The 21286-nt window shown below is 71.6% G+C and carries 18 protein-coding genes; 12 read left to right on the forward strand and 6 right to left on the reverse strand.

The features are described 5' to 3' along the window. Nucleotides 1-45 precede the first annotated feature (45 nt). From ACWGKJ_RS16945 to ACWGKJ_RS16975, 7 genes are all read left to right on the forward strand, one after another. Complete coding sequence (locus ACWGKJ_RS16945) at nucleotides 46-1404, forward strand: aspartate aminotransferase family protein (RefSeq protein WP_385018182.1); 1359 nt, start codon at nucleotides 46-48, stop codon at nucleotides 1402-1404. Between the two features lie 136 nt (nucleotides 1405-1540). Then, a complete protein-coding gene (locus ACWGKJ_RS16950; protein WP_385018184.1) occupies nucleotides 1541-2473 on the forward strand; it encodes a diiron oxygenase in 933 nt (310 codons plus the stop codon). Further along, a complete protein-coding gene (locus tag ACWGKJ_RS16955; protein WP_385018186.1) occupies nucleotides 2460-3398 on the forward strand; it encodes a class-II aminoacyl-tRNA synthetase family protein in 939 nt (312 codons plus the stop codon). Before ACWGKJ_RS16950 ends, ACWGKJ_RS16955 begins: the two co-directional genes overlap by 14 nt. Then, a complete protein-coding gene (locus tag ACWGKJ_RS16960) occupies nucleotides 3395-4447 on the forward strand; it encodes an NAD(P)H-dependent flavin oxidoreductase (protein WP_385018188.1) in 1053 nt (350 codons plus the stop codon). The genes ACWGKJ_RS16955 and ACWGKJ_RS16960 overlap by 4 nt, the downstream gene beginning before the upstream one ends. Nucleotides 4448-4455: 8 nt before the next feature. Beyond that, nucleotides 4456-4689, forward strand: coding sequence for an acyl carrier protein (locus tag ACWGKJ_RS16965; protein WP_385018190.1), 234 nt, complete (start codon nucleotides 4456-4458; stop codon nucleotides 4687-4689). A 7-nt stretch (nucleotides 4690-4696) separates the two neighbouring features. Further along, on the forward strand, nucleotides 4697-5254 hold the full coding sequence (locus tag ACWGKJ_RS16970; protein ID WP_385018192.1) for an MOSC domain-containing protein: 558 nt from the start codon (nucleotides 4697-4699) through the stop codon (nucleotides 5252-5254). A gap of 226 nt (nucleotides 5255-5480) precedes the next feature. Next, a complete protein-coding gene (locus ACWGKJ_RS16975) occupies nucleotides 5481-6854 on the forward strand; it encodes a hypothetical protein (RefSeq protein WP_385018194.1) in 1374 nt (457 codons plus the stop codon). 57 nt (nucleotides 6855-6911) lie between these two features. Here the strand turns inward: ACWGKJ_RS16975 and ACWGKJ_RS16980 are convergent, their stop codons facing one another. Continuing rightward, on the reverse strand, nucleotides 6912-8432 hold the full coding sequence (locus ACWGKJ_RS16980; RefSeq protein WP_385018196.1) for an FAD-dependent oxidoreductase: 1521 nt from the start codon (nucleotides 8430-8432) through the stop codon (nucleotides 6912-6914). Between the two features lie 52 nt (nucleotides 8433-8484). Next, nucleotides 8485-9696 carry an SGNH/GDSL hydrolase family protein gene (locus tag ACWGKJ_RS16985; RefSeq protein WP_385018198.1) on the reverse strand — a complete coding sequence of 404 codons (1212 nt, stop codon included), beginning with the start codon at nucleotides 9694-9696 and terminating at the stop codon, nucleotides 8485-8487. Between the two features lie 513 nt (nucleotides 9697-10209). Between ACWGKJ_RS16985 and ACWGKJ_RS16990 the strand changes: the two genes are divergently transcribed. Then, on the forward strand, nucleotides 10210-13506 hold the full coding sequence (locus ACWGKJ_RS16990) for an AfsR/SARP family transcriptional regulator (protein ID WP_453315758.1): 3297 nt from the start codon (nucleotides 10210-10212) through the stop codon (nucleotides 13504-13506). A 251-nt stretch (nucleotides 13507-13757) separates the two neighbouring features. On the opposite strand, the gene ACWGKJ_RS16995 is transcribed toward ACWGKJ_RS16990, so the two are convergent. Together ACWGKJ_RS16995 and ACWGKJ_RS17000 are read right to left on the reverse strand one after the other, a co-directional pair. Then, nucleotides 13758-15383, reverse strand: a complete 1626-nt coding sequence (locus ACWGKJ_RS16995) for a class I adenylate-forming enzyme family protein (protein WP_385018202.1) — start codon at nucleotides 15381-15383, stop codon at nucleotides 13758-13760. 278 nt (nucleotides 15384-15661) lie between these two features. Further along, the gene (locus ACWGKJ_RS17000; protein ID WP_385018204.1) at nucleotides 15662-16279 is read right to left on the reverse strand and encodes a TetR/AcrR family transcriptional regulator; all 618 of its coding nucleotides are present in this window, start codon (nucleotides 16277-16279) and stop codon (nucleotides 15662-15664) included. Nucleotides 16280-16368: 89 nt separating this feature from the next. Between ACWGKJ_RS17000 and ACWGKJ_RS17005 the strand changes: the two genes are divergently transcribed. Further along, nucleotides 16369-17313, forward strand: a complete 945-nt coding sequence (locus ACWGKJ_RS17005; RefSeq protein WP_385018206.1) for an alpha/beta fold hydrolase — start codon at nucleotides 16369-16371, stop codon at nucleotides 17311-17313. Here ACWGKJ_RS17005 and ACWGKJ_RS17010 read toward each other — a convergent pair. Then, nucleotides 17295-18002, reverse strand: coding sequence for a TetR/AcrR family transcriptional regulator (locus tag ACWGKJ_RS17010; RefSeq protein ID WP_385018208.1), 708 nt, complete (start codon nucleotides 18000-18002; stop codon nucleotides 17295-17297). The genes ACWGKJ_RS17005 and ACWGKJ_RS17010 overlap by 19 nt on opposite strands. Before the next feature lie 141 nt (nucleotides 18003-18143). Here ACWGKJ_RS17010 and ACWGKJ_RS17015 point away from each other — a divergent pair, with 141 nt between their 5' ends. From ACWGKJ_RS17015 to ACWGKJ_RS17025, 3 genes are all read left to right on the forward strand, one after another. Continuing rightward, nucleotides 18144-19346, forward strand: coding sequence for an acyl-CoA dehydrogenase family protein (locus ACWGKJ_RS17015; RefSeq protein WP_385018210.1), 1203 nt, complete (start codon nucleotides 18144-18146; stop codon nucleotides 19344-19346). Between the two features lie 86 nt (nucleotides 19347-19432). Then, nucleotides 19433-20008: a flavin reductase family protein gene (locus ACWGKJ_RS17020; RefSeq protein ID WP_385018212.1), complete on the forward strand. Its 576-nt coding sequence runs from the start codon at nucleotides 19433-19435 to the stop codon at nucleotides 20006-20008. Nucleotides 20009-20114: 106 nt separating this feature from the next. Next, entirely contained in the window at nucleotides 20115-20432 is a 318-nt protein-coding gene (locus tag ACWGKJ_RS17025) for a hypothetical protein (protein ID WP_385018214.1), read from the forward strand. Nucleotides 20433-20542: 110 nt separating this feature from the next. Here ACWGKJ_RS17025 and ACWGKJ_RS17030 read toward each other — a convergent pair whose 3' ends face one another. Next, a complete protein-coding gene (locus tag ACWGKJ_RS17030; RefSeq protein ID WP_385018216.1) occupies nucleotides 20543-21181 on the reverse strand; it encodes a fasciclin domain-containing protein in 639 nt (212 codons plus the stop codon). Nucleotides 21182-21286: the final 105 nt, after the last annotated feature.

Genomic DNA, 21286 nt, shown 5'->3' on the forward strand with positions numbered 1-21286 from the left:
ATTCGCCGTCCGCCGTGTCTGCGGACGGAAGTCGACAGGAGTCATATGGCCGACCTCATGCGCGCCCAGCACGGTGCCCGGAGTGACGCACGGAGCGATGCGCGGGGGGATTCCCGCGGCGACGTCCGCGACGACGCCCTGAGCTACGCGCAGAACCATCTGTACTACCCGGTCAGCGCGTACGAGATGGACCACGGCGAGGGCGTCCACCTGTACGACACCGACGGCAACGAGTACCTCGACTGCGCCTCCGGCACCTTCAACCTGAGCCTCGGCTACGGGCACCCCGAAGTGGTCAAGGCCATGCGTGACCAGGCCGAGCGACTGGTGCACACCACCTCGACCTTCCAGACCGCCCCCGTCAACGAACTGGTCAGGCGGCTGGTCGACGTCACCCCGCCGAACCTGACCAAGGTGCACCTCAAGGTGTCGGGCGGCTCCACCGCGAACGAGGGCGCCGTCAAGATGGCCCAACTGGCCACCGGCCGACGCGATGTCATCACCCTGTTCCGCAGTCACCACGGCCAGACCATGATGACGACCACGATGTCGGGCGAGTCGTTCCGCAAGGCACCCTTCCCCCACCTCATGCCCGGTGTGCTCCACGTCCCGGACCCGTACTGCCTGCGCTGTTTCTACCGTCAGGCGGGCCCCGACAGCTGCGGGATGCTCTGTGTCGAACGCATCAACGACTTCATCGACCAGGCCAGTTCGGGCAGTGTGGCCTGTGTGGTCGTCGAACCGGTCTCCGGCAGCGGCGGCAACATCGTGCCTCCCGACGGCTATTTGGCGGCGCTGCGCGCCCTGTGCGACGAACGGGGCATCGTCCTCGTCTTCGACGAGATACAGACCGGCATCGGCCGTGTCGGCCGGATGTTCGCCGCCGAGCACTACGGGGTCAGGCCCGACATCCTGACCACCGCCAAGGGCCTCGGCGGCTCCGGGGCGCAGATCGCGGCCATCGTCGCCGACGAGCGGATGTCCGGGCTCAGCAGCGACCACCACTCCTTCACCTACGGCGGCAACGTCCTCGCCGCCGCCGCTGCGGCCACCACACTCGACGTGATCGGCCGCCCCGGCTTCCTGGAGAACGTACGGGAGGTCGGCGCCCACATCATGGAACGGCTGCGCGCGCTGGCCGCCCGCCGCCCCGGCATCGTGGATGTGCGCGGTCTCGGCCTGATGATCGGGATCGAGATCGGCGACGACCAGGGCCGGCCGCACAGCGAACGGGCCCAGGCTCTCGCGCGGCGCGGCATGGACCACGGCCTGATCCTGCGTACCTCCCGCTACGGCCGGGGCAATGTGATCAAGATCCGCCCGCCGCTGATCATCACCCGTGCCGAGGCCGATCTGCTCTGCGACCGGCTCGAAGACCTCTTCGCCGCCGAGGCCGCCGCATGACCCGCCCCGAGCACGGCGGGCACCCGGGCGCCGTCGCCGTACGACAGTCCCGCGCGGCGGCAGCCACCCCCGGAGCAACCACCCCCGGACTCGGCCGAGCCCCGCTGCCGGCCATTCGATGGGAGGAGTAGCACCCATGCGTCCCCCGAACACCCAGCAAGCACCCGCACCCGCACCCGCACCCGCACCCGCACCCGCGACAACGGACGAGACCGAGTTCCGGGCCCTCCTCGACCGGCTCTCCGACAAGGCGACTTCGGACTACTACAACCCGTTCACCACCTTCGACTGGCCGTCGGAGATACCCGCCGACGGGCTCTGGATGTCCCCCGAACTCCTCTCCTGCCACGGCACGGAGCAGATGGAGCGGCTGAGCCCGGCCCAGGTCCAGGCCCTGAGCCGGTGGGAGAGCGTCAACTTCTACAGCCTCAACGTGCACGGCATCCGCGAACTGCTCATCGAGGTCACCCGCCGCGTCCACATGCCGGGCTTCGAGCTCCCCTCCGAGTTCTTCCACCACTTCATCGGTGAGGAGAACGACCACATGTGGTTCTTCGCGACCTTCTGTCTCAAGTACGCCGGCAAGATCTACCCCGACAAGTCGGTCAAGCTGCCCGAGGCCCCGCGCGATCCGGACATCGAGAACTTCCTGGTCTTCGCCCGGATCCTGGTCTTCGAGCAGATCGTGGACCACTACAACGTCCAACTGGCCGCCGACCAGCGCCTGCACCCGACGATCCGGCACATCAACCGTCTGCACCACCAGGACGAATCCCGCCACATCGCGTTCGGCTGCCGCCTGGTGCAGCTGCTGTGGGAACGGCTCCTGCGGAACGGCCTGGACGAGGCGGCCCGGCAGGAACTGGGCGACTATCTCGGACGCTACCTCACCACCAGTGTCGAGTCCTTCTACAACCCTTCCGTCTACCGCGACGCGGGACTTCAGGACGGCTTCGCGCTGCGCCGGCGGCTGCTCGCCCATCCCGCCAGGCAGGCCGCCCACGCCAAGGTCCTGCACAAGACCAACGGCTTCCTCAACCGGATCGGGGTGCCCGATGCGCGTCACTGACCCCGCGGCCGGCCCCGCGGCCGCCGGAGAGACCGCGGCCGCCTGGTCGGTCCGGGACGGACTGGCCACCCTCGACGAACCCGCGGTGCTGCTGAAAGACGCACTCGACGCGGTGTTCACCCGCTGGGGCACCGAGGCAGGGGCCCGGCAGCAGAGCTACCCACCGCTGTTACGGGCCGGGGAGCTGGGGACCCTCGACTACTTCCGCAACTTCCCGCACCTGGGCAGCCCGGTCAGCCGCATCCGCCCCGACCGGCTGGCCGCCCACGCAGCGGCCCCCGACGGAGCCACCGCGCTGCCCGGCGCCACGCACATCCCGGGGGACGGCCTCGCCGACGCCCCCCACATCCCGGCGGCCGACCTGGCCGACGCCACCCATCTGCTGCCGTCGGCGGCCTGCTACGGCTGCTTCCTGCACCTCACCGGCACCAGCGCGGACGCCCCCGTCCTGATCACCACCGTCGCGCAGTGCTACCGCAACGAGGACCACCACGACGGACTGCGCCGGCTCTGGGGGTTCACCATGCGGGAGATCGTGTGCGCCGGCTCCGCCGAAGACGTACGGGCCCACCTCGCCCTGCACCATGAGCGGATCGCCGCCTTCGGCGCGGCCCTCGGTCTCACCCTGGACCGGCAGCCCGCCACCGACCCGTTCTTCGAGAAGGACGGCTCCCGTACCGTCATGCAGTTGCTCGCCCCCGTGAAACACGAGTATCTGCACACCGACGGCACCGCCATCGCCTCCACCAACAACCACCGCAACTTCTTCGGTGAGCGCCGTGACATCCGCCATGCGGGCCGCCCGGCCTTCACCGGCTGCGTCGCCTTCGGCCTGGAACGGTGGGTGCACGCCCTGGGCGGCCTCTTCGACGGGGACCTGGCCGCCGCGCACAGCGCGGTCCTGCGGGCAGGGGAACGCTCGTGACCAGGCTGGCGGCCCGGCTCGGCCTCGTACTGCCGCTGCTGCAGGCCGGGATGGGCGCCGTCGCCGGGCCCGCGCTGTGCGCGGCGGTGTCCCGGGCCGGAGCTGGCGGCACCCTCGCGCTGTACAGGGAACCGCCCGCGCGGGCCGCCCGGCTGGTCCGTGAGGTGACGGCTGCCACCGGCCGCCCGTTCGGGGTGAACGTGGTCCCCGAGGTCACCGGCCCGGCCGGCTGTCTTGAGCAGCTCCGGGCCGTGCTGCCCGAACTGCCCCGGGACGCGTTCGTCACCTCCTTCGGGCTGCCCGACGCCGACGCGGCCGGGGCGGTCCTGGCCGCCGGGCATCCGCTGGTGGTCCAGGTCGGCACCCTCGCGGACGCGGGCACCGCCCTCGGGCTGGGTGCGGACGTGCTGGTCCTCCAGGGCTCCGAAGCCGGCGGCCATCTGCTCGGCCGGCTCTCCGTGGATCTGCTGCTGGCCGCCGTCCGGGCCCGGTATCCGCAGGCGGTACTGGCCGTCGCGGGCGGCATCGCCACCGGACGCGACCTCGCGGAAGCCGTGGCCCGAGGCGCGGACGGGGCCATGGCCGGAACCCTCTTCGTACCGGCCGCCGAGTCCACCGCACACCCGGAGTTCAAACGGCGGGTGACCGAGGCCGGGGCCGACGACACCATCATCACGACCCTGTTCGACATCGGCTGGCCGCACCGCCCGCACCGCGTGCTGCGCAATCCGCTCACCGCCACCCCCGGACGCGCCCCGGCCTCCTTCATCGCCACCACCCGGGTGGAGGGACGGGACCACCCGGTACCGCGCTACAGCGCGGCGGCTCCGGGCGCCGGCACCACGGGTCTCATCGGGGAGATGGCCATGTACTGCGGCCGGTCCTGCACCCGCGTCACCGCCCGGCATCCGGCCGCGGTCACCGTCGCCCGGATCGGTCAGGAGTACGAGAGCGCCCGCGGCCCCCAGCCCGTCTCCCCGCGCCCCACGAGCGCCACCACCGTGCGTACGAGCGGCTCCCGCCGGCCGGACCTGACCCAGGAGAGGTGATCCGACTCATGGACGACGACATCAAGCCGGTCGTGGACTGGCTGCGTGAACGCAACCCCACCGTCGAGGAGATACCGGAGGACCTCGACCTGATCGACAACCGGCTGATCGACTCGCTCGGCTTCATGGAGTTCATCCTGCTGCTCGAAGACCTGATCGGGCGGGAACTGCAGCTCGACCAGATCAACGTGGACCAGTTCCGCACGCTCCGTTCCCTCAGAGAGCACTTCCCGAAGGGGTGAACCAGCCATGGCGCAGAACCCGCCGCCGTCCGGACCCGGACATGTCACCTCCCTGCACCTCGCGGTGCACCCCGGCGAGCCCACCTTCCGTGTCGCGCAGGTCCGCGCGGTGACGGGCCGTGGTCTGGCCGGGGACCGCAACTACTGGGCGGGCGAGGGCCCCCGGCCCCGGCGCCGGGGCGCCGGCCGGGCGTCCGGGATCTGCGATGTCACCCTCATCGAGGCCGAGGCCCTCGACGCCCTGGCCCGCGAATGCGGCATCACGCTCACCCCCGCCGAATGCCGCCGCAACCTCGTCTGCCGCGACATCCGGCTCAACCCGCTGGTGGACGAGGAGTTCCAGGTCGGGACGGTGGTCCTGCGCGGTCTCAGACTCAGCGAGCCCTGCGCCCGCCTCGAACAACTGGTACGCCCCGGGCTGATCCACGGACTGCTGCACCGGGGCGGGCTGCGGGCCGAGGTGATCCGCGGCGGGACGATCGGGGTGGGCGACGAAATCGTGCCTCCGACGCACGGCGCGAAGCCGCTCCCGCAAAGTGATCCCGCCCCCGCCGCCCTTCCCTGAGGCCACGCGGACGGCCGCCCGGACATCCCGGGGCACGGCCCGCGCACCATTCGCCCGTTCACCGATTCGAGCACCCCGAGTACGCCCGAGTACGCCCGATCACCTCCGAGTACGCCCGTAGCCCCGTAACCCATCCGTAAGTACCCCTGCCCAAGGATCCGGAGGGCTGCCCTGCGCGCCGCGCGGGCGAGCCGTCCGGCCCTGGCCCTGCAGACAGGAAGACAGCATGGCGATCGAAGGCGCCGCCCCCGGGCGGGAAAGCGGCACAGCGCCGATGTTCGGCGGCGCGGACGCCCCATCGGCCGAGGCCGAGGAGCGTGCGGAAGGAGCGGCCAAGGAACTCGCCGCGTCCGGGGCGGCGGTGTCCGTCCGTCTGCTGGAGTCGGGCTTCGCCCTGCGCCTCGGCCAACAGGCCGCCGAACGCCTCGCGGACCCCGAAGGCACCGGGCCGGGAGACGGCATCCACGGTCTGGTGGCGGAGGTGCTCGCCGGATCCCTGCCCGCGGAGGTCGCGGTAGCCGTCGCCTCGGCGCTGACCGGCCGCGCCGAACGGATCCGGTCGGCCGCCGGGGGCGCGGGCTGCGATCTCCTCTCGCCGTGGTCCATGCCGACTCTGCTCTCCCCCAGGCCGCTTGACGCGCCGCCACACGGGACCGGCCTGTGGTTCAGCGTGTTCACGCCGGGCGCGGGCTGGGGAACCGAAGCGCCGTTCACGGCCCGCTACGCCTCCGAAACCCCTGCCCTGGCCGTCTTCCGCGATGATCTGTACTGCGTCTACCAGGGCCAGGGTGACAATCCCAACCTGTGGTGGACCGCGCACCGCTCGGACGGCAGCTGGTCCGACGACCGGCCGTTTCCCGCCCACCACACCCTGGGCAGCCCGGCGCTGGCCGTGTTCCGGGACCGGTTGTACTGCGCGCACCGCGGTGGCTCGGGTGACTGGAGCATCGCACTGACCTCCTGGGACGGCAGCACCTGGACGCCGGACCAGCCGGTGGCGGATGCTGGGAGCGTCTACGGTCCGGGGCTGGCCGTCTTCCGCGACACCCTCCACCTCGCGTACGCCGACGCCGCCCAGCGGATCATGGTCACCACCAGCCGGGACGGCCGCAGTTGGACACCTCCCGAGCCCGTCCCCGGCTGCGCCACCACGAGGTCACCGGCACTGGCCGTGTACGGCGACGCCCTCCACCTGCTGTACAGCAACCCCAAGGACGGGGCCGTCCACTGGAGCCGGCTGCGCGGTACGGGCTGGGCCTTCGAGGGCGCGCTGCCGGGACAGCGTACGCGGAGCAACATCGGCCTCGCGGTCTTCGACGACAGGCTGATGTGCGTCCACCGCGACCCCGCGCGCCAGCAGTTGTGGTGGTCCGCCTTCGACGGTGCCGAGTGGAGCACGGACACCGGGATGCGGGGGCACAACAGCAAGTACGGTCCTGCGCTGGCGGTGCACCGGGACCCGGCCGGCACCCGCGATCAGCTCCTCTGCGTCCACCGGGGCCACGCCCAGCGCTTCGTCACCGCGGCAGGGGACGTACTGACCGACGAGAACCCGGCGGGGCTGCACGAACTCGACGACCCGGAGTCCGCAGCCGGCTGAGACCGGCCTCACGACAGCCGGAGGGGCACGGCGGCAGCGCCGCCCGTACGGGCCGGTTCAGGGCGTCGGGTCGCCGAACCACTGGGCGGCCGCCCGCTCGAACCCCTCACGGTCGGTCTCGGGTCCGGCCGCCCAGGCGACGACGCCGTCGGGGCGGACGAGGACGGCGTGGCACCCGAGGCCGTCCCTCGGCTGCCCGGCCCTGTAGCGGATCAGGCCCTCCCAGCCGTCCGTCGCCCCGTGCAGCCGCCTGCCGGTGCTGAAATCGAGCGCGATGCCCTGCCCGTCGTGCAGGAGATCGCTGAGACGTGTCCCGTCGAGGAGGCGGAAATCGGGGGCGTCCCGGCCGACCAGCGGGTGCGTGCTGCCGAGGTCGTAGCGGTTCGACGAGCCCGACGTCCTGTTGTGCACGTACGTCGTTCCGTCGCGGGTGCCGAGCAGATCGCGTACCAGGGCCTGAACGGCCTGCGCGTGTGCGTCCGGCTTCATGACCGCGGTCTGGGCGCGTGTCCAGTCGAGTGTCCGGGCGCCGACCGGATGCCGTTCCCGGGTGTAGGAGTCGAGCAGGCCGTCCTGGGCGTGTCCGTGCACCGTCGCGGCGAGTTTCCATCCGAGGTTGAGGGCGTCGCCGATACCGGTGTTGAGTCCCTGGGCGCCGAGCGGCGAGTGGATGTGTGCGGCGTCCCCGGCGAGCAGAACCCGGCCCTGGCGGTAGGTGGTTGTCTGCTTGGCCCGGTCGGTGAAGGTGGAAACCAGCTCGACGTCGCTGAGGGTGACATCGGTGCCGGACACATGACGCAGCACCTTCTGCAGATGCTGGAGGGTCGGCCGCTGCGACCGGTCGAACGCGCCGCCGTCGAAGTCCGTCATGCCTATGTGCCCGGGTGTGGGCATCTGCAGGTACATGCCGGTCGGGGTGAGGGTGAAGCCCGGCTCCAGCTTCTCGGGGTCGGCGAGGGTGACGAGCATGGTGTAGCCGGTGAACTGCGGTTCGGTTCCGGTGAATTCGAAGCCCGCGAGGCGGCGTACGGTGCTGCGCCCGCCGTCGCAGCCCACCAGCCAGCGTGCCTCGTACTCGTGCTCGCCGGCCTGCGCGACAACGGTCTGTGCGTCCTGCCTGAGGGCCGAGACCCTGATGCCGCGGCGGATCTCCACCCCGAGCTTGGCCGCCCGCTCGGCCAGCACCGACTCGACCGCTTCGAGGCTCGTCATCACGCCCTCCGGCACGGGGCTGGGAAGCCGGTACGGCAGGGCGTCGACATCGATATTGGCCGGATCGAGCATCATGCCCGCGAAGTGGCTCACGCTGCGCGGCGCCGGCGCGCTCTCCTGTTCGGGAGAGACATCGGGGTAGTCGCTGACACCGGACGCCGTCAGCAGCGGCTGCAGCATCCCGCGGCGGTGGAACACCTCGACCGATGTGGCGGACAGGCCCCGCATTCCGAGCGGCATCGCCTTCCACGGGGTCCCGGTTCCGGGCTCCTGCTCCAGCACCAGGACGTCACACCCCGCGAGGCCCAACTCACAGGCGAGGAGCAGTCCGACCGGGCCGGCGCCCACGATCACTACGTCATGCACAAGACTTTCCCTTCTCGAATGATCACCGATGCGCTCCGTGGTCACGGAAGCGTCAGCGGAACAGCGACAGGTCGATGGAGTCGCCCAGGGCCCGGCAGCCCGCGTCGTTGCCGTGCAGGTGGTCGCCCGCGTGGAATCCGTCCCGGATCCGGCTGGGGTGGGCGGGATCGCGCCAGACGGCGTCGAAATCCCACACCGCGTCGAAGGCGCCGCTGGAGCGGATCCAGTCATTGACCGTCCGGCGGACCCGGTCGCCCTCCGGTGTGAAGATCTCGTCGCCCTCGTACGGCGTGAGCGTGACGGCGTGGACCCGCACCCCGCGTGCGCGCGCCCGTGCGGTCAGCTGGCCGTAGCCGGCGATGAGGTCGTCCGCCGTCACCGGTGCGCCGGGGAACATCGCGAGGAAGTCCGCCGGCGGGCCGCTGCCGTCCCGCGGCGCGCAGGAGATGCCGATGTCACCGGTACCGATGGCGAGCACCACATGGCCGAGGCCCGGCGTCGCCAGCACATCGCGGTCGAAACGGGCCAGCGCCGAGTCACCCAGGCCGCCGTTCAGCATCCGGTTTCCGCTGATGCCCTGGTTGGAGACGCAGACGGCGGGGCCGTCCTGCTCGGCCAGGCGCTCGGCGAGGCGGTCCGTCCAGCGGCGGTTGGTGTCCGGGGTCGTGCCGGAGCAGTCGGTGTTGGAGTCGCCGATGATCGCGACGGTCGTGGCGGGGCCGGTGGGGAGCACATCGACGGCCGCGATGAGGGCCTGCAGCGGCAGGGAAGTCGCCTCGTCGGGGAGTTCGGGGGCGTCGACGGCGTTGCCCGGGACGGTCCGGCAGGTCTGTACCCCCATGGCGTGGCAGGTGGCGGTCTGCACCGGGTCCGGCAGATAGAGGCTGACGGACAGCTCCGAGAGGGCGGGCACGGGCAGATCGACGGGATCACTGAGCACCGGTGCGCCGGCCGGGACGGTGACGGCCGGCCTGCCGGCGAAGGTCAGCACACGCCCGCTGCCCGGCCGGATCCCACCGCCCGCCGAAGCGAGGGCCAGCTGCGCCGCGCCTACGGTGAGGGGCTCCGTCCCGTACTCATTGGTGATCCGGAGCCTGACCTGCCGCCCGCCACCGCTGATACGCACGACCTGTCGCAGGGTCGTGTCGGCGAACGAGGGCAGGGGCCCGAAGGCGTCGATCGGTGCGTGGGGCGCTGCGCCCCACGTCCGTACCCAGGCGTCATCCGTGGGGCCGGTGGTCGTGGTACTGAGGGTCCGGGTCATCGGGCGTCTCCGTTCTGAGGTTCACGAGGTACGAGGAGTCCTGGCCGTGGGGTGCCGCTGCGTGTTCACCGCGGCACACATCCGAAGACTGGCGCGGACCGCTCACACGGCGCGCACATCGCGCTGATACGGGTCTCCCACGGGCCGGGGAGCGGTCCTCGCCGGGGTCGGCGCGGGAGGCGGGGCGCGGGGCGCGGTGTGGCGCGGGCGGGAGCAGGGGCGGTTTGGCGCAGGACTTACGGGCGCGCGGTGTGGCGCAGGGCTTACGGGGGCGCGCGGCGTGGTGCGGGGCGCGCGATGCGGGGCGCGGTGCGGGGCCGGGGCGCACGGCGGCGTGGGGCGGGGGGGGGTGCGGTGTGGTGTGGTGCGCGCGGGGGGCGGGGCACACGGGACGCGGGACGCGGGACGCGGGACGCACGGGACGCACGGGACGCGGCGCGGCGCAGTAACCGGCGCGCCCCCGCAGCCGCGACCGATTTGGCCATCCGAGTGCGCCCGCGCGAAGATCGGCCCATGGATGGGGATGCGCGGCTCTGCATCACGTTGCTCGGTGAACTACAGGTGTCCCGTGGTGACAGTGACCTGCCCGTTCCCGGGCTCCGGCTGAGACAGCTGGTCGTACGGCTGGCGCTCGCCGGTGGGCGCCCGGTCGGGCAGGCCACCCTGATCGACACCCTCTGGCCCGAAGACCCTCCGGCCGGACCCGCGCACGCGTTGCAGGCACTCGTCTCGCGCCTGCGCAGGGCGCTCGGCTCCCCCGGCGCGGTCACCCAGGCCCCGGGCGGCTACCGCCTGGATGTGGCCCCCGCCGATGTGGACGCGCTGCGCTTCGAGCAGCTCGCCGGGGCCGGCCGGGACCGCCTGCGCGCCGGCGACCCGCAGGGCGCGGTGGCCCCGCTCGGCGAAGCGGTGACCCTCTGGGGAAGCCGTCCCGGAGCCGGGCCCGCCGTCATCGCGGCGGTGGAGCCCGCCGCAGCGACCCGGCTGGCTCACCTCTCGACCGAGGCCGTCACCGACCTCGCCGAAGCGGAACTCGCCCTGGGAAGGCCCGCGGAGGCCGCGACCCGCCTGACCGCCCTCCTCGCCGACCACCCCGTCCATGAACGCGCCTTCGCGCTGCTCATGGACTCGCTGGCCGCCCAGGGCCGCCAGGCCGAAGCTCTCGTACGGTACGAGCGGTTCCGCGAAACGCTGGCCGAGGAACTCGGCACCGGCCCGGGTGCCGCTCTGCGCGAACGCCATCTGCGTCTCCTGCGCGATGAGCGAACCGCACCGGCCGCTGCCGCCGTCCCCGCCGCAGCCGCCGCCGGCCGGGGAGCCGCGCCGGGCAATCTGCCCGCACCGATGACCAGCTTCATCGGCCGCGACGACGCCCTCGCCCGGATCGACGCCCTGCTCGCATCCGGGCGGCTGGTCACCGTGCTCGGTCCTGGCGGCGCGGGCAAGACCCGCCTCGCCGTCGAGGCGGCCCGCCGCCACCGCCACGCGTACCGCGACGGCGCATGGCTGATCGACCTCGCCTCGGTCACCGAACCGGGCAAGATCGGCGGGGCCCTGCTGGTCGCGATCGGCCTGCGCGGTTCGGCGCTCTTCGACGCATCGGCGAGACTGCGCAGCGATCCCGTCGACGAACTCGACGTGCTCGTCGAGCAGTTGGACGGCCGCGAGAGCCTGCTCGTCGTCGACAACTGCGAGCATCTGATCGACGCCGTGGCTCATCTGCTCTCCGCGCTGCTGACCCGCTGCGCCGGGCTGAGCGCGCTGGCGACCAGCAGGGAACCGCTGGCGACCGATGGTGAGGCCCTGGTTCCGCTCGGCCCGCTCCCCCTGCCCGCCCCGGACGCGGACGTCCGGCAGGCCCGCCGCTCACCCTCCGTGCGCCTCTTCGCCGAACGAGCTGCCGCCGTACGGCCGGGGTTCGAGGTCGACGGGCAGAATCTGGGCGAGGTGCTGCGTATCGTACGCAGCCTGGACGGCCTGCCACTCGCACTCGAACTCGCCGCGGCACGCCTGCGTACGCTCTCGCTGACCGACCTCGCGGGCGGACTGTCCGACCGGTTCCGGCTGCTCACCACAGGCAGCCGGACCGCCTTCCCCCGGCACCGCACACTGCGCGGGGTCATCGCGTGGAGCTGGGACCTGCTCGGCACGGACGCCCGTACGGTCGCCGAGCGGGTCTCGGTCCTTCCCGGCGGAGTCACCGCGGGGTCGGCCGCCGCGGTCTGCGCCGGAACCACGGTGCGCCGTCAGGAGATCGCGGAGCTGCTCGCCGGCCTGGCCGACCGCTCGCTCCTGCAACTCGCGCCGGAGACCGGCCGCTACCGGATGCTGGAAACGATCCGGGAGTACGGCCGTGAACAGCTGGCGGAGCAGGGAACCCTCACCGCGGTACGGGAATCGGCCGCCCGTTACTGCGCCGAACTGGTGGCCCACTACGACCCGTTGACCCGCGGCCCCGACCAGCTCCGCGCCCTCCACGCCCTGCGCGACGAGCACGACAACGTCATGGCCGCACTGCGCCACCTCTGCGACACCGGAGACGCCGACGGTGCGATCGGCCTCGCGGTGAACCTGACCTGGTACTGGCAGATGCTCGGCCTGCACGACGACGCCGCCCACTGGCTCGGCCGGGCGGTCGCGGTACCGGCCGGGCGACCGGGCGTGGGGCGCGACATCGCCGAAGCGATGCTGCTGCTCCACTCGCTCGCCCCCCGGAGCGCGCTCTTCAACGACTCGACCCGGGGCGGAAGCGAAGTGCTGCAGGCACTCACCGACCGGCTGCTGGACTCCCCGGCACCACCCGGCTTCGGCGCCGCGCTGACGACCCTCACTCTGGCCGGCCTCCAACGGACCGGGGCAGGTGAGGCCGTCGTCCAGCGCTTCATCGACGGACCCGATGTGTGGCTGGCCGGGCACGCACTCATCTCCCGGGCGCACGCCGCCGAGAACGAGGGCGACATCGACCGGGCCCGCAGCGACACGGCCGCGGCCCTGGAATGCTTCATCCGGGCCGGCGACCGGTGGGCGGTGGCCACAGCGCTGCCGCTGCGCGCGCTTCTCCGTCAGTACGACGGCGAACTCGACGGCGCCGTGGAGGATTTGCGGACGGCGAAGCGGACGGCGCACGAGTTCGGAACGCTCAGCCTCAGCGACGAGGTCTTCATCGACCTGCGCCGGATCGACCTCCACGCCCGGCTCGGCCGGACCACCGAGGCGAGCGAGATGATCACCGCGACCCGGGAACGCGTACTGCGTTCGGCGTCGCCGGACATGGTGGTCCTGCTCGACGCACGTGAGGCGCGGCTGTGCGTACAGACGGGCGAACTCGACCACGCGAGGCGGCTGATCGAATCGGCTGAGGCCGGACTGCTGGGCCGGAGCCCGGCCGGCGGCGACCACGGCCGGGCCCTGGTCGGCACGGTGCGGGCCGAACTCTGCCTCGGACTCGGGGACGGCCCGGCAGCGGCAAGGGCGTTGAGCCAGGCGTACGCGGCCGCGGTCACCAGTCAGGACCTGCCGATCGTGGCAACCGTGGCGGTGACAGTGGCCGGTCTGGCAGCGCTGTACGAGCGGCACCACGACGTGGCCGTCACACTCGGCGCGGCCGCCCGCCTGCGGGGCGCCGACGACAGCACGGAACCGCAGATCCGGGCCCTGAGCACCCGCGCGCGAGCCGGAATCGGCGACGCCGGCTTCGCCGAGGCATATGCGGCGGGCCGGCAGCTGGACGAACCGGCCGCCATCGAACGCGCCGACCCGGCCCTCCTGTCCGGCGCCCGGCCTGGCGACGCGGCGCCGTCGGAGCTTTAGACCGTGTCCTCCGAGGGTGCCCCGGACATCGGCTCCTGTGGCCCGAGTACCCTTCCGGTCCGGACGAGAAGCACACCGTCTTCGGCGCACAGCCGGACCGTGCCAGGGTTCCTGCCACCTGCTCGCGGATGGCTTGATTCCGCGTAGTCGGACGACGGCGAGGCAACTCGGTTGCCGCGCCGTCGCCGTCGTCGACGACGGAGGAGGGGCGCATTCCCGGCAGGCGGTCCGCGCCTTCCGGGCGGCGGCTCCTACGGGGTGCTCAAGGGCGTCCTCGTCCACGCGGCGCGGAGCGCCTTCTTGTCCACCTTGCCGACCTTGGTCACCGGCAGTTGGTCCAGCAGGACCGTCTTCCGCGGCGTGTACAACTCCCCCAACTCGGCGGTCACCGCCGCGCCGACCGTGTCCGGGTCGATGCCGGCGCCCGCGGCCACGGCCAGGAAGATCTGTACGGCCTCCCCGTAGTCTTCGTCGGGTACGCCCAGCGCCGCCGCGTTGCGCACACCGGGCAGCGTGAGCAGGAAGTCCTCCAGAACCCGGGAGTAGACGTTGTCGCTGGTGCTGCCGGTGACGATGATGTCCTTGGCCCGGTCGACGAGATAGAGGTACCCCTCGGCGTCGAGGTATCCGACGTCCCCCGTGCGCAGCCAGCCGTCGCGCAGCGCCTCAGCGGTGCGCTCCGGGTCCTCGTAGTAGCCGAGCATCACCGTCTCGCCCCGGACACACACCTCGCCCACCTGCCTGGCGGGGAGCGCCGCCGTGCTCCCTTCACCACGGATCTCGATCTCGGTGCCGGGCATCGTGCGACCGCAGCTGCGCCAGAGTTCGGGCCGCCGGGCTCCCTCCGACGCGAGCTCATCGGCGCGGAACGCGGCGATACCGAGCGCCTCCGACTGCCCGTATCCCTGGCTGAGCACGGGCCCGAAGACCTCGACCGCCTGCTGCAGCCGGCTGGGCGACGAGGCCGCGCCTCCGACCACGATCCGCCGCAGTGCGGGGAGAGCCCCGGGTTCGCACTGCGGGTGGTCGAGAAGCGCGTACAGCATCGGCGGTACGAACATGGTGGCGGTGATCTGCTCCTCGCGCAGCACCGCCAGCGCCGCGCCCGCTTCGAACTCGGGCAGCACGACGAGGGCGGACCCTGTCACCAGCGCCTGGATCGAGGTGAGATGGCCGCTGCCATGAGTGAGAAGTGTCGCGGCGAGCACGCGGTCCGTGCCCGGGTCCATGGCCGGGAAGGCCGCAGGCCGGGAGTCCTGCGAGACACCCTCCATCAGGTCCACCAGCGCGTTGTAGAGCCGATGGCTGTGCGCGGCGAGCTTGGGGCGGCCCAGAGTGCCGCCGGTGTAGAGGACGGTGACGGCCTCGTCCGCTCCCGGCGCGGGCACCCCGTCGGGACGGACGGCCGGGCACTCGGCCGCCAGCGCCAGAAGGTCCGTGCAGCGCTGCTCGCAGGGCCCGAGGCTGAGCAGTACGGGGGCGTGGACGCTGCGGTCGGCCGCGGCAGCCGCCCGCTGCGCGAAGAGCGGGTCGGTGACCACGGCGCGCGCCCGGGACTGCTCGACCAGCGCGGCGAGTTCACCGGGCCCAGGCTCGGGCGGCAGGAACACGACGCGGCAGCCGATGAGGTGGACCGCGAGCTGCACCAGGACGGAGTCCACGCGGTTGGCCAGGAACAGCCCCACTCCGTCGCCGGGTGCGAGCCCCTGACTGCGCAGCGCGTGACCCAGACGGAACAGCCGCTCCCGGGCATCCTTCCGGGTCAACCGCTGCGCACCCTGGACGAGCGCCTCGGCGTCCTCGTCCTTGTGCCACTGCTCCAGGATGTGGTCCAGGTAGGTCCGGGGCTCGGATATTGCGTGTGCGTTAACGATCATGCACATATGCAAACATGCCGCTCAGGAACCGCGACCCCAAAGGGGTGCGTTCTCGGCCATCTGGTGGTGGAGTATCATGTCCCTTTCCAGGGCGGACAATTGGCCATCCACAGCCAGTACTCCCCGACAGTGCGGGTTCTCAGGGGAGACAAGGAACACTGTCCCCCCTCTTTGCCCCTGGAAGCGCGAAAGCGCTCCCCCTCCCGACCGTCGCCCCGGCGGCGCGGCCGGCAGCCGCCTGGCCCTTGGGCACATGATGCCCTCCGATCACGCTCGGTTCATGAGGCCGGCCGGTCACGGCGTCGGTGTCCCGGAGCACGCAGGGCCTGCGCGAGCGCGCTCACACTGATGTCGATGATCGTGTGGAGTTGCGCCCGGTCCGCCCCTGCCCGGCTCACCACGGCCAGCGACTGGTTGACCGCCGCGAGGTGAACGGCGAAGTCGTCCGCGTCGCCGTCGGCCAGACCGGAACCCGTCAGTGCCGCCCGCAGCCGCGCACGCTGGACACCCAGGGCCTCGGTGGCGCGCGCGGCGATCCCGGGGCTCAGCACCGGTGTCGCCATCGCGCTCTGGGCGACCAGACAGCCGTCCGGCAGGGCGGGGTCGGCGATGCGCTCCAGCGTGACATCGAAGAACGCCCGCACCGCACGCAACGGCTCACCGGACGCGCCGGAGAGGGCATCGTCATACCTCCCTCCGTACCGCGTGGCATAGCGGTCCAGGCAGCGCAGATAGAGCGCGTCCTTGTCGCCGAGCGAGGAGTAGATGGAACTGCGGTTCAGTCCGGTCGCCCTGGAGAGGTCGTCGAGCGAGGTGTCGGCGTATCCGGCCCGCCAGAACTGGACCATCGCCGCGTCGAGCGCGATGTCCACATCGAACTGCTTCTTCCCGGCCATCACACGTACACCTCGTTCCTGGGCCCGCAGTCGCCGCCCCGCTCATCATATCTTGAACTGAATGGTTCAAGATGCGTTAGCCTTCAGCCATGACTGATACCGCGACCACAGAGAACGGCGCTTCCGGCCAGAACCCGGTCCCCGGACTGCCCCTGCACGACCTCCCGGGTTTCACCCACCGCTGGGTCGACGCCGAAGGCGTCCGGCTCCATGCCGTGGAGGGCGGCCACCCGAGCGGGCCCGCCGTCGTCCTGCTCGCCGGATTCCCGCAGACCTGGTGGGCCTGGCGCAGCGCGATGCCGGAGCTGGCCCGGCGGTACCGCGTGATCGCGATCGACCTGCCGGGGCAGGGCCACTCCGAGCGCCCTCACGGCAGCTACGACACCCATACGGTCGCTTCGCGCGTCCAGGCCGCGGTCACCGCCCTCGATGTGGAGAAGTACTGGCTCGTCGCCCACGACATCGGGGCCTGGGTCGCCTTCTCGCTGGCCCTGACGTACGAAGAGCACCTGCACGGTGTCGCCCTGCTCGACGCCGGCATTCCCGGCGTCAGCCTCCCCGAGGCCATTCCCACGGATCCCGGACTCGCCTGGAAGACCTGGCACTTCGCGTTCCACCTGGTGCCCGACCTTCCCGAGACACTGCTCGCCGGTCGCGAACGCGACTACGTCGGCTGGTTCCTGAAGACCAAGGCGCTCTCCCCGGACACGTACGACAGCGCCGAGATCGACCACTACGCCGCATCCGTCGCGGCGGAGGGCGGCCTTCGGGCCTCTCTCGCCTACTACCGCGACGCCGCGGAATCAGCCCGCAGGAACCATGACGCGCTCGGCCGGAGGCAGGTGACCGTCCCGGTCCTGGGGATCTCCAGCTCGCACGGCTCGATCCCGGACATGGCCGCCTCCCTCGCCCCCTGGGCGGAGAACACGACCGGCACCGTCATCCAGGGCGCCGGACACTTCATCCCGGACGAGCAGCCCGGCGCGGTGGTGGACGCGCTGACCGCGTTCATCGATCAGGAGCGTGCCGGGTAGCCGGCGTCCGACCCGGCTCCCCGGCCCCCGTAATGGGCCTTCGGGGTCCCCGCGCTGCGGCGGCCGGGGCTGAGCAGATAGGCGAGCGCCATCTCGGTGAGCTCGTCCGCGTACAGGCTCCGGGACTCCTCGTCCACCGGGCGGTCGGGGCGGATCGAGTTGTGGAAGCAGGCGCCGAGGAGGGCGCGGGCCACCGTGTCCAGCGCCGCTCCCGGGTCGGGGCGCCGGATCTGGCCGGTGTACGGGGCGGCCGCCGTGAGCAGGAGGCGGTGGACCTCGGTCATGGTGCGCGAGCCGCGGTCCATCACCTGGGCCTCCCGCACGCGCAGCAGGTCGGGGAAGAGGCCACTGGTGTCGGCGAACGACCGCACCAGCGTGTGCGTATAGGCGTCGAGGACGCCGGAGAGTGACGGCTCGGCCAGGCGCAGCTGCTCGGCCAGGTGCTCCTCGCGGCGCTCCAGCATCCGCTCCGTCAGGGCGGCGATCAACTGCTCCTTGCCGTCGAAACGGCGGTAGATGGAGCCGACCGAGACGCCGGCGCGTTCGGCGACACCGGTGATCGTCACGTCCTCCAGGCCGACCGATGAGACGAGCTCCTCCGCCGCCCGCAGCACGCGGGCCAAGGTCGCGGCGCTGCGCGCCTGACGCGGTTCCCGGTAGTGCGCTCGGCGGTCAGGCTCGTCAGTCATGTTCCGATCGTATCGGCGGTGACCGCGGCAGATGTTCTTGACAGCGGGCTCGCGCCCGCGCCTAGAATGCGAATGCGAGTTCTCATTCGCATTCTAGGCAACGCATTCCAGGACGACGCATTCCAGGACGAGGAGCCACCCATGCCCACACGGCTGGAGGACGCGGCGGAGACCCGCGCCCTGATCACCGTAATCCGTGAGCATCGCGGGGAGTTGACCGAAGGAGGTTTCGCCGCCGACCGTGACCACGCGGATCCCACCGCCAACCTGACACTGCTGGCCGGGGCCGGCGTCTCACGGCTGGCCGTACCCACCCGGTACGGGGGGTTGTGGGACGGCACCGAACGCGGCGGGTGGGGCGCGGTCATCCGGGCCGTACGGGAGATCAGCGCGGGCGACGGCCCCACCGGGCAGAACTGGCTCACCACGCTCCTGGTGGCCCGCGAGCTGCTCGGCCGGGACAGCGGCCTCTCGGAGCCGGCCCGCGCCGAGCTGGCCCGCCGGATACTCGACGACGGCCTGAGGCTCGTCTCCTCCGCGGCGGAGACCGGGACGACGGGCAGGACGACCGCTCGGCGCACCGACGGCGGGGTGGTGCTGAGCGGTACGAAGTCCTTCAACTCCAACAGCGGCGGACTGGGAACAGCCCTGGTCACCTGTCTGCTGGAGGGCGAGCATCCCACGCGCCACCAGGTGCTGGTGGACCTGAAGGGCCCCGGGGTCCGGTTGCACGGCGACTGGGACAACATGGGCCAGCGCGGCACCCGCAGCCAGACGATCACCTACCAGGACGTCTTCGTACCCGACGGCCGCCACCAGCCCGCGGGCGGACAGCCGGGCACGGTCTTCCTGGGGGCGGCCATGCTGCTGCACGCCGCTCTGATGCAGGGAATCGGCGAAGGCGCCCTGGACGCACTCGTCCAGCACACCCGCACCATGAAGCGCGGCTCGCTGCCCCAGTTCGCCACCCCGGCCGAAGACCCCCTGATCCTGCGCCGTATCGGCGCCCTCTCCAGCCGACTGGCCGCCTCCCGCGCCCTGTTGCACAGCGCTGCCGGCCAACTGGAGTCGGACCGACAGGACGAGGACGAGGACCTGGACGCCACCGTCGTCGACTGTTTCCGGGCCAAGGTCGCCGCCGTCGAAGCCTCCCTCGAAGCGGCCGCCGGGATCCACGAGATCACCGGCGCACGCAGCACGTCCCACGCCTACGGATACGACCGCTACTGGCGCAATGCCCGTACCTTCGCCTCCCACGACCCCATCGACGCCAAGAACGTCTACATCGGCGGATACGAGCTGGGCAACCGTCTGCCGCCGCTGTCCACCATCATCCGCCTCTGAGCGCCGGGCGCGGAACCGGTCACGGCGCCCGCTCCGCTGCCGGCCTCGCGCCCTCCCCCGCCAGACACCCCGAAAGCGACCGACTCATGCCGCACCACGCCACGACACCCCCGGGCGCCGCCGGTCCGCGCTCCGCCACGACACCCTCCGGCGCCTCCGGTCCGCACCCCGTCTCCGGGGCTCTCTTCCGGCACGCCATGGCCTCGGTGGCCACACCCGTATCCGTCGTCACCACCGCCGAGGAAGGCACGCCGTACGGCACCACGGTGAGCGCCTTCGCCTCCCTGTCCATGGACCCGCCGCAGGTCCTGGTCGCGCTCGACGAGAACTCCGGTCTGCTGGACGTCCTGCGCCGCACCCGGCGCTTCGCGCTCAACGTACTCAGCGCCGGACAGGAAAGCCTCGCCACCACCTTCGCCCGCAAGGACCCCGACAGATTCGCGGGCATCCGCTGGCACCAGGAGGCCGGACTGCCGCGGCTCGCCGGTGCCGGCGTCTGGCTCGCCTGCGCCGTGGACCACTTCCTGCCCGGCGGTGATCACGTCATCGCCGCGGGCCGCGTCACCGGGACGCACGTCAGCGAGGAAGCCGCGCCGCTCACCTACCACCGCCACCGGTTCGGCACCCACGTAACGGCGGGCACATCCCACGGGAGTTCCTGAGAGGCCCGGGGACCTGGGGACCTGGGCAAGCATTGATTCCTTCCAGGCATGGATCGAGAACGGATAGATCTTGGACACGCGGGAGTCGTGACAGTTCACTGGAGGCATGATTCACCACACCACGATCGTTGCCTTCGACAATCCGATTCCCACGAGCGATCTGGACGAGTATCTGACCGAGTTCGAGGAACTGGTGAGGGGCTCAGGAGTGGTCGAGTCCGTCACGACCCGGCACCACATTCGTGTCCCGGGGGACGACCACGCCCCGGTGGCCGTCGCGAGCGCTGTGGTGCAGATGCGCCTGACCGGTCTCGATGCCCTGAACGCGGTCTATGCCCTGCCCGGGGCCGTCGACCTCATCAAGCGCTGGCAGGCCCGCCACCCGTACAAGGCGATCTGGGCCAACCACGAGCCGCTGGCATGAACGGCCGCCCGGGGCCGCGTTGAGCCGGTGTCCCCGGAACGACCAGTGGCCGGTCTCGGATCTCTCCGAAACCGGCCACTGATCTCCGTCCTGTCCCCTACGAGGGGCTGCTACGAGCTGGGCGGAGTCAGCACCCCGTCGATCACGTAGACCTTGCCGTTGGCCGTGGTGATGTCACCACAGGTGATGGCAGCCGTCTTGTTGACCTTGAACGAGGTGCCGGAGCCCGCCGTGGTGAGTGTGCCGCCCTCCAGCGTGGTGAACGTCCCCTGGGAGAGCTGGGACGGGGTGATCTCCTTGGGGACCACGTGGTACTGCAGAAGCTTCTTCAGCTCGGTCCTGTTCTTGAGCAGAGCGTCGGTCTTCGCCTTGCCCATCTTGTTGAACGCCGCGTTGGTGGGTGCGAACAGGGTGGTGTTCTTCGCGTCGTTCAAGGTGTTGGTGAGGCCCGCCTTCTTCACCGCGCTCACCAGCATGGAGAGGTTCGGATCGTGGGACGCTGCCGTCGCCAGTGTCTCCTTGGCCATGCTGTCGACGCTGCCGGCACCGCTCTTCGGGAGCGACGAGCACTGCGGTCCGAAGGGCTTGGACGTACTCGGCGACGCCGACGGCGAGGAGCTGTGGCTCGCGGACGGACTCGGAGTCGACGTGTCGGCGAACGCCTGGGGCGTCAGCGCCGCCAGCGACAGTGGCAGCGCGAGTGCGGCGGAAGCGGCTACGGCGGTGGTCCGAAGGTGGGTGAGCTTCATGCCTTTCCTCTTCCTGAGAGGGGAAGTGTCATGGTCCGGGCCGGGGGGCCTCGGCGGGAGCAGCAGGTCGAACCGCTCCACGGTGAGCCGGCCACCGGATCGGCA

It is taken from the genome of Streptomyces sp. NPDC054757 (genome assembly GCF_053612185.1).